At 50.9% G+C, this 12,316-nt stretch carries 10 protein-coding genes; 9 read left to right on the top strand and 1 reads right to left on the bottom strand.

Annotation, left to right across the window (positions count from 1 at the left end; genetic code table 11):
- The 4 genes from HMF8227_RS12835 to HMF8227_RS12820 all read left to right on the top strand — a co-directional run bounded on the left by HMF8227_RS12835 (position 1) and on the right by HMF8227_RS12820 (position 7,053).
- Positions 1–1,302: a TRAP transporter large permease gene (locus tag HMF8227_RS12835; protein WP_109340555.1), complete on the top strand. Its 1,302-nt coding sequence runs from the start codon at positions 1–3 to the stop codon at positions 1,300–1,302.
- 9 nt (positions 1,303–1,311) lie between these two features.
- On the top strand, positions 1,312–2,907 hold the full coding sequence (locus HMF8227_RS12830; RefSeq protein WP_109340554.1) for a glycoside hydrolase family 88 protein: 1,596 nt from the start codon (positions 1,312–1,314) through the stop codon (positions 2,905–2,907).
- Between the two features lie 219 nt (positions 2,908–3,126).
- A complete protein-coding gene (locus tag HMF8227_RS12825) occupies positions 3,127–5,877 on the top strand; it encodes a TonB-dependent receptor (RefSeq protein WP_109340553.1) in 2,751 nt (916 codons plus the stop codon).
- A gap of 237 nt (positions 5,878–6,114) precedes the next feature.
- On the top strand, positions 6,115–7,053 hold the full coding sequence (locus HMF8227_RS12820) for an aldose epimerase family protein (protein ID WP_162558605.1): 939 nt from the start codon (positions 6,115–6,117) through the stop codon (positions 7,051–7,053).
- On the opposite strand, the gene HMF8227_RS12815 is transcribed toward HMF8227_RS12820, so the two are convergent.
- Complete coding sequence (locus HMF8227_RS12815) at positions 7,037–9,190, bottom strand: GspE/PulE family protein (protein WP_239421355.1); 2,154 nt, start codon at positions 9,188–9,190, stop codon at positions 7,037–7,039. The genes HMF8227_RS12820 and HMF8227_RS12815 overlap by 17 nt on opposite strands.
- 382 nt (positions 9,191–9,572) lie before the next feature.
- Here HMF8227_RS12815 and rpsJ point away from each other — a divergent pair, with 382 nt between their 5' ends.
- Genes rpsJ through rplB form a run of 5 tightly spaced genes read left to right on the top strand, consistent with a single transcriptional unit; the run spans position 9,573 to position 12,303 of the window.
- A complete protein-coding gene (gene rpsJ, locus HMF8227_RS12810; RefSeq protein ID WP_010179497.1) occupies positions 9,573–9,884 on the top strand; it encodes a 30S ribosomal protein S10 in 312 nt (103 codons plus the stop codon).
- An 18-nt stretch (positions 9,885–9,902) separates the two neighbouring features.
- Positions 9,903–10,541 (top strand): 50S ribosomal protein L3, encoded by a 639-nt coding sequence (gene rplC, locus HMF8227_RS12805; protein ID WP_109340550.1) that lies wholly within the window; start codon positions 9,903–9,905, stop codon positions 10,539–10,541.
- Between the two features lie 17 nt (positions 10,542–10,558).
- Positions 10,559–11,164, top strand: a complete 606-nt coding sequence (gene rplD / locus HMF8227_RS12800) for a 50S ribosomal protein L4 (RefSeq protein WP_109340549.1) — start codon at positions 10,559–10,561, stop codon at positions 11,162–11,164.
- The gene (rplW, locus tag HMF8227_RS12795) at positions 11,161–11,463 is read left to right on the top strand and encodes a 50S ribosomal protein L23 (protein ID WP_109340548.1); all 303 of its coding nucleotides are present in this window, start codon (positions 11,161–11,163) and stop codon (positions 11,461–11,463) included. Before rplD ends, rplW begins: the two co-directional genes overlap by 4 nt.
- Before the next feature lie 15 nt (positions 11,464–11,478).
- Positions 11,479–12,303 carry a 50S ribosomal protein L2 gene (rplB, locus tag HMF8227_RS12790; protein WP_109340547.1) on the top strand — a complete coding sequence of 275 codons (825 nt, stop codon included), beginning with the start codon at positions 11,479–11,481 and terminating at the stop codon, positions 12,301–12,303.
- Positions 12,304–12,316 lie beyond the last annotated feature (13 nt).

The following is a 12,316-nucleotide window of genomic DNA, read 5'->3' as shown; positions in this document are numbered from 1 at the left end:
ATGGAGTTTGGTGGGCTGGTGCTGCTGGTGGTGTTCCTGGTGTTGCTGGTATTGCGTGTACCGATTTCCTTTAGCATCGGATTTGCGACTCTGGTAACCATGCTGCTCAGTATGGATGCCATGCCGGCGGTCACTACGTTGGCGCAGCGGATGGCGAATGGCCTCAATAGCTTTGCGCTATTGGCGATCCCGTTTTTTGTCTTGTCTGGCGTCATTATGGGACAAGGGGGGATAGCCCGGCGTTTGATAGATTTTGCGATGGCGTATATCGGCATGTTGCCGGGTGGACTGGCACTGGTTAACGTCGTTTCCTGTGCGCTGTTTGGCGGAATCTCTGGATCAGCGGTAGCGACGACCAGTGCCATTGGCAGCTTTATGATTCCAGAGATGGAAAGGAAAGGTTATGACAGGAATTTTTCTACCGCTGTGACGACTGCCGCGGCGACGACGGGGATGGTCATTCCGCCCAGTAATATATTGATTGTATTCGCTATTGCCAGTGGTGGTGTATCGATATCGGCGTTGTTTGTGGCGGGCTATTTACCCGGGCTATTGGTGGCCTTTTCCCTCATGCTGGTGTGTGCCACCTTTGCTAAAGTGCGCGGCTATCCGGTTATGGCGGCATTGCCGTTTAAGGAAGTTATCAGGCGCACGGGGGCAGCAATGCCTGCTCTGTTTATGGTGGTCCTGGTCATGGGGGGGATTATCTCAGGGCTGTTTACCGCCACAGAAGCCGGTGCTATAGCGGTAGTCTATTCGTTGGCACTTGCTATGGGCGTATACCGGCAGATTCGTTGGTCAGAACTGTCGGCCGTGTTACTCAAGACCGCCGAGGTAACGGCGATCGTGATGATGCTGATCGCCGTGTCTTCAGCCATGTCCTGGATACTGGCTTATGAGAACATTCCTCAGTTGATCACTCAGGCGTTATTGGGGATCAGTGATAATCCCATTATCCTGCTGCTGATCATTAACCTGATGTTGTTGTTCATTGGCGCCTTTATGGACACGACGCCAGCGGTACTGATTTTTACCCCGATATTACTGCCGGTGGCCGAGAGTCTGGGCATGAGTCCTTTGCATTTTGGCATTATGCTGGTCATGAACCTGTCCATTGGGTTGTGCTCACCGCCGGTCGGCTCGGTGCTGTTTGTGGGCTGCTCGGTGGGTAAGGCGAGTATTGCCAGGGTGATTCCACCACTATTACCCCTTTATATGGCAATGTTTGTGGCACTAATGATTGTCACCTACGTGCCTGCCGTCAGTGAATGGCTGCCTACCATAACTGGGTTGTATCAATAGGGAAGCATCATGGGTTGGCGTTTCTATTTACTGGGGATTTGCTTGTTATCGGGCGCCAGTCAGGCTGAAGTCTTTACGCCCAGTCAGGCCAAAGCCAATCTCAACTTTGCCCTGACGCAATACACTAAAATGATGCAGCAGGTAGAGGCTCGTCAGCACCTGCAATTGCCTGTTTTGTGTCAGGAATCACTTCATCTGTGCACTCCCAGAGCACTGCACGGCGACGACATTCAAATGGCGGTCCCGGGTAAATGGACGAATGGTTTCTACCCAGGGGCTTTCTGGAAATTGTTGTCCGTGTCCAAGGCATTGAATGAATCGGATACGGTATTACGGCGGCGCTTGCAAAACCACGCTGTGGCTTATCAGCAGCGAATATATCCAGAGGTCTGGCGCACCGATACCCATGATCTCGGCTTCATTGCGTATGATTCGTTTGCTGAAGCATTGGACTATCCTGACCTGCCCGCTCCGCTAAAACATCGCTACACCAGAGCATTGAATCAGGCCCGCGAAAGCTTGTATCAACGGTATCGTCCTGAGTATGGAGTCGTACAGTCGTGGGATTGGTTACCTGCCATTAAGTTTCCCGTGCGTGGTGCTCAAGGCATTGAACCGATGGCCTTTGACATTGCTCAACCCTGGCAGCTGCCCGTGATCATCGATAATATGATGAACTTAGAGTTGTTACTCACCAGTTCACAGAGCGAGCATCAGCAGGCCGCAATCAGTCATGGTCAGCGAACCATAGACAAACATTATTTTACCCTTGAAAGAGAGCCGGGCTTACCACTCACCATTGCCTATCATCTGTACGATCATCAGCTCGATTTACCCGGAAACTGGCAAGGTTTAGGCAATCATAGTGCCTGGTCGCGAGGGCAGGGCTGGTCGCTCTATGGGTTCGCAACACTATTAGCCTACCCGGAAGCGTTTAACCATAATAGGCAGCGTTCTCACTTTATGACTCATACGCAGTCTTTAGTGTCCACACTGGAGTCTTTACTCGTCTCGCACCCGGTGCCGGATTGGGACTTTTTTGCTGCGGATGAAGACGCGAACAACCTGGTGATTGATGACCGGGGACTGACCTATTCACCAATGCAGGATTTGTGTCCACGACAACTTGATGAACATATCCTCCCGTATAAGGGCTATCAGCCGTTGGCGTTGTCGACGGCAATGCTGACGGTTTCTGCCAGAGAACGTCTGATGCTGTGGGAGACGCCGGAAGGCAAGCCCCTGTCAGAGGGCGATCTTTTTTACCCATGCGGCCGGGAGAGTATTAAGCACGCGAGGGATCGTGCTATTCCTAAAGACACTTCTGCGGCAGCTCTGATTGCGGCTGGGCTGTATCGTTTGGCCTTAAACCCGGATTGGCCTGAAAAGCAGCAAGTCACTGCGTTGGCTGATAGGGTGATGGCTGCGTTAACCAAAAATTATCTGAGTCACAGAGCGCCAGAATCCAGTGCTTATCAACGGGGCTTTTTGCTGATGGAAGCAACCGGCAATATGCCAGCCGCGGGTGAGATCGACACTGGCATTATCTACGCTGACTTTTATTTTATTGAAGCCAATCAATTAAAGCTTCGCCTCTCGAAGTAACTCCCTTTTCCAGTTCAGTTGAATGGCTGACCAGGGCTGAGCCCTCAGTCTTCTGCAGTTCAGATACTCATTTCATCTTTGTTAAAAAAAAATTACGGCAATGTTGATCATCTGAATATATGTTTGTAAGATGTATGAAGACTGATTACTAACGTGTCAGCTATTAGAGAGCAGTCAGTAGCTTGCACACCACATTGAGAGCACAAGTAAGGTACGATTATGAAATTCAATAAGAGTCTGATTACGGCTGCGGTTGCGGCATCACTGAGCTTGACGGTTCAGGCCAATGAACAGGAAAAAGACGTTGAGGTCATCCAGGTATCCGGCATTAAGGGCAGCCTGGTGAAGTCAATGAACAACAAGCGTTTTGCTTACAATGTGGTGGATACCATTTCAGCCGAAGACATTGGTAAGTTTCCTGATTCAAACTTAGCCGAGTCGTTGCAACGTATAACCGGTGTGTCTATCGACCGCAGTGGTGGTGAAGGCCGCTTTGTGAGCATCCGAGGAATGGGCCCGGACTTCAGCAGTGTAACCCTGAATGGCCGTGAGATCGCAAGTGAGAGCCAGAGTCGTGCATTTGGGTTCGATACGCTGGCCTCTGAGCTTGTCAGTAATATCAATGTGAACAAAACGTCGACAGCGGAAATGCTGGAAGGCGGCATTGGCGGCAATATCGATATTCGTACTGCTCAACCTTTTGACTTCGAAGGGTTTCATGCCGCAGGCAGCATCGAGGGTGTGCGTGAGCAAAACCGGGGAGGCATTACGCCTCAGGCATCGTTCCTGGTAACAGACCGCTTCTTGAATGACCGTCTTGGTTTGCTGGCGTCATTTACCTATCAGAACCGTGAAGCTCAGAGCTATGAAGTGAATAATGATGGGATAATCCAGCGGGATCTCGACTTGTACGCTCATCGTCGTGATGTCGGCCCTGATGATGGTTGGCGTAAGGTTCTCGGTGTGGCCGAGGGGCTTTATTCTCATCAGGCGATAGGTCGCGGTGTGACCCAAGAGGACCGTCAGCGGGTCGGCGGCAATCTGGCGGTGCAGTTTCAGGCCTCCGATGATCTGATTCTGTCCGGGGATTATCTTTACTCCAAACTGGATGTGGACAGTGTTAACAACCAGGCTTATAACTGGTTCTGGGCTACCCACTCTATTGATGAGGTGGATGCAAACAATACGGTTGTGCGTCAGACTCACGCTGATGGTTACTCTGGCTACGCTCATTTACGCTTCGAAGAGCATCGTCCGTCGACCACAGAAGTGTTAGGTTTGAATGCGGACTGGATTATTAATGATCGACTCAGTCTTAATGCTGACTTCGCGTGGTCGAAGGCAGAAAATGACAATAAGGGTCTAGATTCACGCCAGACGTTAGAGGCATTGAATCAGCCAGGGATTATCTTGGATTATACGACGGGACAGGTGCCGTCCATGATTCACGTAGATCCATCGGTTACGCTGCCTGAAAATGCGGAACTGTCCGATTTGCAAATGCGTCATATGGAGCGTTATGGCAACTACACAGAGGCAGAGAATCAGCAGCTTCGCCTAGACTTCTCCTATCTTGTGGACGGTGAGTACTTCAATAAGGTGGAGTTTGGTGCGCATTATCTGTCAAAATCTAAGCAGAATGTTGCCTATCAAACTCCTCAAGAGTTGATAAAAATGTACCAGAATAGTGGCTCACGGCCTGTGGCGACCAGTGCTCATGCCACGGTGCGTAATTATGGCAATGTGTTCCCGGCCGCCGATCTGGCCGCACAATTCTTTGAGTTGAATGAATCGGCCATGTGGGATTTGGCCAACGACCCTGCGTCTCTAGAGCTCTTAACTCAAAGCCCTGACATTAAAGACGCATTAATTGCGCTGCACAGTTCAAATGGCGGCTTTACTGCCCGAGCAACCAATGATGCCTATGAGATTGAAGAGGATGTCACTTCATTCTATGCCGACACCTACTTCAATGGGGATTGGGGGGACATGACATGGAGCCTTGTTGCCGGACTGCGTTACTCTAAGACAGACCAGACCTCCAATGGCACAATTCAGAGCTTAGCAGGCCTCGAAAAGCCAGTTGAGCAGTCGGTGAACCTTGTCCCTCGCTATGAAGGTTATCAAGCTGTAGCTATTGAGAACGACTATGACAACTGGCTGCCTTCGATTAGCGGTAACCTTAATATTACCGACGAACTCGTTTTGAGAGCCGGTGTCTCAAAAACTATTACACGACCAACGCTGACCGATCTGGCGCCTTCCTTGAGTGTCACTTCCACAACAACGGATCTGCGCACTGCCAAAGGCAGCAACCCTATGCTGAGTCCCTTTGAGTCGACAAACTTCGACTTATCGCTGGAGTACTATTACGACGAGGCAAGCATGGCGTCACTGGCTTACTTTAAAAAGTCAGTGGACAACTTCATTGTCCGGACTAACAGCGTGGAAAACTTTGACCTGGATTTCGGTGGACAATGGTCTGACTTTGATGTCAACCGCCCTACCAATGGTGAAAGCGCCACCGTGGACGGTATTGAAGCCAACTGGATCCACACTCTGGACAGCGGATTCGGCTTACAGCTGAATGCCACCTTTGTGGACAGCAACGCCGAACTGGATAATACCAACCCGGACCAGGTATTCGCTCTGGAAGGTCTCAGTGATACCGCTAACGCCGTTGTGTTTTATGAGAAAGGGCCCTATCAGGTGCGTCTGGCGTACAACATGCGCGGCGAGTTCCTGGAAACCCAAATCAATCCTTATGCAGGTGAGCCCATCTACGTCGATGACTACGATCAGGTCGATGTCAGTGGTAGCTATGAAATCAATGACAACATGAGTGTGTATTTCGAAGGCATCAACATCACCGAATCAACGGTCGATAAACATGGCCGCTTCGATAATCACTTTATTTATTACGGAGATTTCGGAGCGCGCTATGCCTTGGGAGTGCGCGGTAGCTTTTAGAGCTGACGGTTAAAAAAGTGAGCTCTGGCGGTCGAGTGCCCTCTCGCACCGCCTTTTTTATGTCCATGGAAGGACTGTATGCCGCGGGCGCAAGGAAGCGCAGGAGCGGCGATGTTCAGGAACGGACAAGTTTTCGCTCCTGAAAAACTTGCACTTAGACCATTCCTGGTCGGCGCATGGAAGCGGTCACTCTCTTTCAACCTATCAGCCAGATAATCAACGATGAAATGTGATGAATTGATAAACCCGCATGGTATGCGAGTGACGCTGTGCCCTTACGGCGCGAGGATAACCGGTATCAGCGTTCCTTTTGCTCGTGATAATCGTCAGATGGTACTTGGGTATCCTGAAGCGGAGGCCTACGAAGACGATGTCTACTATATGGGGGCAACGGTGGGCCGGGTCGCTAACCGTATTAGAAATGGTCGATTCGAGCTTAATGGTCGTACTCATAAACTGAGTGTGAACGAGGGCAATCATTGCTTGCACGGCGGCACGCATGGAATCTCTCAGCGAAATTGGCAACGCGGGGAGGCAACGACTTCTGAGGTCAATTACCATTATACCTCGCCCGCAGGAGAAGGTGGCTTTCCGGGGTGTGCCCATATTCAGGTTAAGTATCAACTGACCCAGAATAATGCACTGATCGTGACCTTAATGGCTAGGGTATCCGAGGCTTGTCCTGTCAGCCTGACCAATCACAGTTATTTCAATCTTGGCTGTGAGTCTGTAAGGCAGCTAAGCCTCCGGGTGGCCGGTAACGAATATCTGGTGGTTGATAAAGATAATGTCGCGAACGGAAAAACAGATTGCCTGAGTAACCTGGGTCAGGTTCATAGCGTTAACGCTACTCAGTTGGCATTAGTGAACGAAGGTAATGGGCTGGACCATTGTATATTGTTACCCCAAGAAGACTCTACAGAATGGCTGCCCTGGGCTGCGACGCTAGAGGCCGCCACTAATGGCGTGGCCATGCATGTATATACAGACCAGCCAGCATTGCAGGTCTACTCTTCGGCGGGGCTGGGCCATCCATTCACGCCGTTTTCAGCGGTGTGTCTTGAAGCCCAGGGGATTAATAATAGCATTAACCTGTCCGGTTTCTGTAGCACTATCGTCCAACCGGACAGGCCCTATAAGCGACAAATCGCATTTGCCTTTAATCACTGCCGCTGACAATTTGTACCTGGGCAATATCGGTGTCGCCCTTCAATACTTTATAGAGTGCGTCCTGAGTCAGGGTGCGCATGCCATCTTTCATTGCCTGTGTTTTCATTTCGGCGGCAGAGGCTTCCTTATAAACGAGAGCCCGCAGTTCTGAGGTCATGCTCAAAAGCTCATGAATGCCGGTACGACCTTTATAGCCGGTATCGCCGCATTGGTCACAACCTTTGGCGCGATAGAGCGTTAAAGGCTCCTCGTAGCCATCCAGTTCATCGAGATACTGTTCGCCGTACTGGCGGCGGATAAAGCCTATATCCGCCTCTGTGGCGGGGTAGGCTTCCTTGCAGTTGCTGCACAGCGTCCGAATCAGTCGCTGAGCCAAGATCCCCACACAGGCGTCGGAGAAGTTGACCGGGTCCAGTCCCAAATCCAGCAAACGAGTAATGGTCTCGGGAGCTGAGTTGGTGTGTAGGGTGGATAATACCAGGTGACCGGTCAGTGACGCTTCGATACCGGCATGCGCGGTTTCCTTGTCCCGCATCTCACCGATCAGGATGATATCTGGGTCGGCACGCAAGAAAGCCCGCAGGGCATTGGCGAAGGTAAAGCCAATCTTGGGGCTGACCTGTACCTGCTGGAGGCCGGACTGGGTGATCTCTACCGGGTCTTCGGCGGTCCAGATTTTCTTCTCCGGGGTATTCAGTTCACCCAACACGGCGTGCAGGGTGGTCGTTTTCCCCGAGCCTGTGGGGCCCACCACCAGAATAATGCCGTGCGGTTTTTTGATCATGGTACGCAGTGTTTTATCCACCTGAGGGGCAAGATTGAGCTTGTCCATCGGCATGGCCCCGCCAGAAGCCAGAATCCGCATGACCACGCCTTCACCGGCAACGGTGGGAATGGTCGCTACCCGCACCTCAACCATCCGACCGCCCATCTTGGCAGCCAGTTTACCGTCCTGAGGAACCCGCTTTTCGGCGATGTTCAGATGGGACATGATTTTAATCCGCGCGATCACTGCATTGTGATGGGAGGCGGGGATCTGGGTGATCTCCCGACAGACACCGTCCACCCGCATCCGTACCTTGGTCGGGCCGCGTTTTTCCGGATCGATATGAATATCCGAGGCGTTCAGCCGCTTGGCATCGTGCAAAATACGACTCACCAAACGAACCACTGCGGGGGCATCGTCGCTGGGCTCTTCCATTGACTCTTCGTCTTCGTCCGAGCCACTACTGATCTCATCTAAGATCTCGTCCATGTCTCCCGGGCCACTCCCCCCGACGCTCTCACCCAGATATTGCAGCACTGTATTAGGCAGGGCCACATTAATGTCGTAACTGTTGATGCCCAGGGCACTCTCGATTTCCATCAATAAGGCGGCATTATTGGGTTCGGCCATCAGGATAATGGGGTTTTCCCGTACGTCGGCGACCACGGCCACATAATTGCGTTTCAGATAAGACAGATTGAGCCGGGCATCACTCTGATAGAGATGATATTTTTCTGGGTCATAACCAATAAAGGGCACCTGAAAGTGCACCGATAGAGCATGGCCCAGCTCTTTTTCTTCGATGCGAAATTCGCTGCTGAGTTTTTGCACCAACTCTTTGGGATCTCTGGCCTTCTGCAGCAGTTCGTCCAGTTGCTTCTCGCCGATAAGCCCGCGATGTACCAGATATTGGAACGGCTTATTGGTGCCGCCCAGCTCGAACCGGAAAGCGTCACCCAGGCGCTCCGCCAACTCCTGTGCCGTTTGTAAGTCTTCATTATTAAAGTCGCCATGGCGTTTATTAATGATCTGCAATACTCCTAGCAGTACTCCGGCGTTGAGAATCGGTACACAGATAATATTGCGAGTAATAAAGGAAGAGCTTTTATCAAACTTACCCTGGAACCTGAGCCTTGGGTGTATCTCGGTTAACGCCTGGCTGTCATAGGGATCGTCGATCACCAGCGGTAACTGACTCATGGCCACATACCCGGCGATAGACTGCGGGGTGATGGGAACCTTAATCTCCTTAACTTCGGAGCCGGTCTTAAATCGTGCTACCAGATCCTGATGTTGACGCCGACGCTGGAAGATACTCATACGTTCGGCGTCGAACAGGTCCAGTATCAGGGGTTCCAGCTGGCCGTAGACGGCCATCAATTCTTGCTCTTGATCGAGTAGCTGATAAATGGCGGTCAGTTGTCGCGCGGAGTTGGTGATCATCGTCGGTTTATAACAGCTCAGAATTCAATAATGTATCTTCCTACTATAGAACAGCGCCATTCGGATGAATACCGTGGATAGGTATGTCGTTTGATGTTGGCTATTGTTTAGAGAAAAACAGTTGCATAAAAAAGCAACATGGGTATAATTCGCGCCCACTTGCCCCTCGTTGGGCAGAGATCGATGGCCTAAACCGGCATCGATGAAGAAACAGGACCCCGATTTGGGGTCAGCGGTTTATGCGCGCATCCTCCCTCTACCAAGAATTGTAGAAGGCGGGATGATTTTTTTTGTTCTTTTGATTGGAGCTTGGTTCATGCCAAATCAAAGAATTCGTATTCGTTTGAAAGCGTTCGATCACAAATTGATCGATCAGTCTACGGCTGAAATCGTCGAGACTGCCAAACGCACAGGTGCTCAGGTGAGTGGCCCAATTCCTCTGCCTACCCGCAAGGAACGCTACACTGTGTTGATTTCTCCCCACGTGAACAAAGATGCACGTGACCAGTACGAGATCCGCACTCATAAGCGTTTGGTGGATATCATCGAGCCAACTGATAAGACAGTTGACGCTCTGATGAGATTGGACTTGGCTGCCGGCGTTGATGTTCAAATCAGCCTGGGCTAACGAGAGAGGGTTTTAACAATGGCGATTGGTCTAGTCGGTCGTAAAGTAGGTATGACCCGTATCTTCACCGAAGATGGCGTGTCGATTCCTGTGACTGTTATTGAAGCAACGCCTAACCGTGTGACTCAGTTACGCACTGAAGAAAACGACGGTTACAAAGCGTTGCAAGTAACCACAGGCACGAAGAAAGCAAATCGCATCAACAAAGCTCAGGCAGGTCACTTTGCCAAAGCTGGTGTAGAAGCAGGTCGTGGTCTGTGGGAATTCCGCATCGACGGTGAAGACGGTGAAGGCATCGAAGTTGGCAGTGAAATCACTGTTGAGATCTTTGCTGATACCAAGAAAGTTGACGTCAGCGGTACATCCAAAGGTAAAGGTTTTGCCGGTGCCATCAAGCGTTGGAACTTCAGTTCACAGCGTATGACGCACGGTAACTCTTTGTCACACCGCGCGCCGGGTTCGATTGGTCAAAACCAATCACCGGGTAAAGTATTCAAAGGTAAGAAGATGGCCGGTCACTTGGGTGACGAAGCGGTTACGATTCAGTCTTTGGAAGTAGTGCGCGTTGATACCGAAAACAACCTTTTATTAGTAAAAGGTGCGGTACCTGGTGCAACAGGCGGCGACGTTGTCGTTAAGCCTGCGGTTAAAGCGTAACGTCTGGGAGATTAGTGATGGAATTAGTATTGAAAGACGCGAACAGCGCTCTTGAAGTATCCGAAGCTACCTTTGGACGTGAGTTTAACGAAGCTCTGGTACACCAGGTAGTTGTGGCTTTCGGTGCGGGTGCTCGTCAGGGTACTAAAGCACAGAAAACCCGTTCAGAAGTGCGCGGTGGTGGTAAGAAACCATGGCGTCAAAAAGGCACAGGCCGTGCGCGTGCCGGTACCATCCGCAGCCCGATTTGGGTTGGTGGTGGCCGTACGTTCGCTGCTAAGCCTCAGGATCACGAACAGAAAGTTAACAAGAAGATGTACCGTGGTGCGATCAAAAGCATCCTGTCTGAACTTGTTCGCCAAGAGCGTCTGATTGTGGTTGAAAACTTTGGTGTTGAAGCACCAAAGACCAAAGAATTGGTTTCCAAGCTGAAAGAGCTGGAATTGAACGATGTATTGGTTGTGACTCCCGAAGTGGACGAGAACCTGTTTTTGGCTTCACGCAACCTGTACAAGGTTGACGTCCGTGATGTTCAAGGCATCGATCCAGTAAGCTTGATTGCATTTGAAAAAGTGTTGATGACTGCTGATGCAGTGAAACAACTTGAGGAGGCGTTGGCATGATGAACGAAGAACGTCTACTGAAAGTGGTAATTGCACCACATATCTCAGAGAAATCGACTCTGGCTGCTGAAAGCAACAACACTGTTGTCTTCAAAGTTGTAAAAGATGCAACCAAGACCGAAATCAAAGCAGCAGTTGAAAAACTGTTCGAGGTGGAAGTCGATGCAGTTCGCACTGTGAACGTGAAGGGTAAAACCAAGCGTCACGGTATGACTTTCGGTAAGCGTAGTGACTGGAAAAAAGCCTACGTAGTACTGAAAGAAGGCCAAGACATCGACTTTGTCGGTGGCGGTGAATAATAGGAGGGTTTAGACATGGCATTAATGAAAGCTAATCCAACTTCTCCGGGTCGTCGCCACGTCATCAAAGTGGTTAACCCAGAGTTGCACAAAGGCGCGCCTTACGCTCCTTTGTTGGAAAAGAAAAGCAAGTCTGGTGGTCGTAACAACAATGGTCGGATTACAACCCGTCACATTGGCGGTGGTCACAAGCATCACTACCGCATCATCGACTTCAAACGTAATAAAGATGGTGTACCTGCGACAGTTGAGCGTCTGGAATATGATCCAAACCGTTCTTCTAATATCGCTCTGGTACTTTACGCCGACGGTGAGCGTCGCTACATTCTGGCCCCGAAAGGCCTGAAAGCGGGTGACAAGATCGTATCCGGCTCTAACGCGCCCATTAAAGCGGGTAACGCGTTGCCATTGAATAACATTCCGGTGGGTACTACGGTACACGCCATCGAAATGAAGCCTGGTAAAGGCGCGCAAATCGCACGTAGTGCGGGTGCTTACGCACAGATTCTGGCTCGTGACGGCGCGTATGTAACGCTGCGTCTACGTTCTGGCGAAGTTCGTAAAGTATTGGCCGAAGGCCGCGCCACAGTAGGCGAAGTTGGTAACTCTGAGCACATGCTGCGCTCATTGGGTAAAGCGGGTGCCACCCGTTGGCAGGGCAAACGTCCTACCGTACGTGGTGTTGCCATGAACCCAATTGATCACCCACACGGTGGTGGTGAAGGTCGTACCTCTGGTGGCCGTCATCCTGTATCGCCTTGGGGTCAGCCAACGAAGGGTAAGAAAACCCGTTCTAACAAGCGTACCGATAAGCTCATCGTACGCCGTCGTAATAAATAATAGCGAGGATTCA

Source organism: Saliniradius amylolyticus (assembly GCF_003143555.1).
Classification (GTDB): domain Bacteria; phylum Pseudomonadota; class Gammaproteobacteria; order Enterobacterales; family Alteromonadaceae; genus Saliniradius; species Saliniradius amylolyticus.
This window is presented reverse-complemented; position numbering and strand designations above follow the sequence as displayed.

Bases quoted from the DNA above. Each gene is read 5' to 3' on its own strand.
- HMF8227_RS12835 (WP_109340555.1), top strand. From the start codon at position 1: ATGGAGTTTGGTGGGCTGGTGCTGCTGGTGGTGTTCCTGGTGTTGCTG.
- HMF8227_RS12830 (WP_109340554.1), top strand. From the start codon at position 1,312: ATGGGTTGGCGTTTCTATTTACTGGGGATTTGCTTGTTATCGGGCGCC.
- HMF8227_RS12825 (WP_109340553.1), top strand. From the start codon at position 3,127: ATGAAATTCAATAAGAGTCTGATTACGGCTGCGGTTGCGGCATCACTG.
- HMF8227_RS12815 (WP_239421355.1), bottom strand. From the start codon at position 9,190: ATGGCCGTCTACGGCCAGCTGGAACCCCTGATACTGGACCTGTTCGAC.
- rpsJ (WP_010179497.1), top strand. From the start codon at position 9,573: ATGCCAAATCAAAGAATTCGTATTCGTTTGAAAGCGTTCGATCACAAA.
- rplC (WP_109340550.1), top strand. From the start codon at position 9,903: ATGGCGATTGGTCTAGTCGGTCGTAAAGTAGGTATGACCCGTATCTTC.
- rplD (WP_109340549.1), top strand. From the start codon at position 10,559: ATGGAATTAGTATTGAAAGACGCGAACAGCGCTCTTGAAGTATCCGAA.
- rplW (WP_109340548.1), top strand. From the start codon at position 11,161: ATGATGAACGAAGAACGTCTACTGAAAGTGGTAATTGCACCACATATC.
- rplB (WP_109340547.1), top strand. From the start codon at position 11,479: ATGGCATTAATGAAAGCTAATCCAACTTCTCCGGGTCGTCGCCACGTC.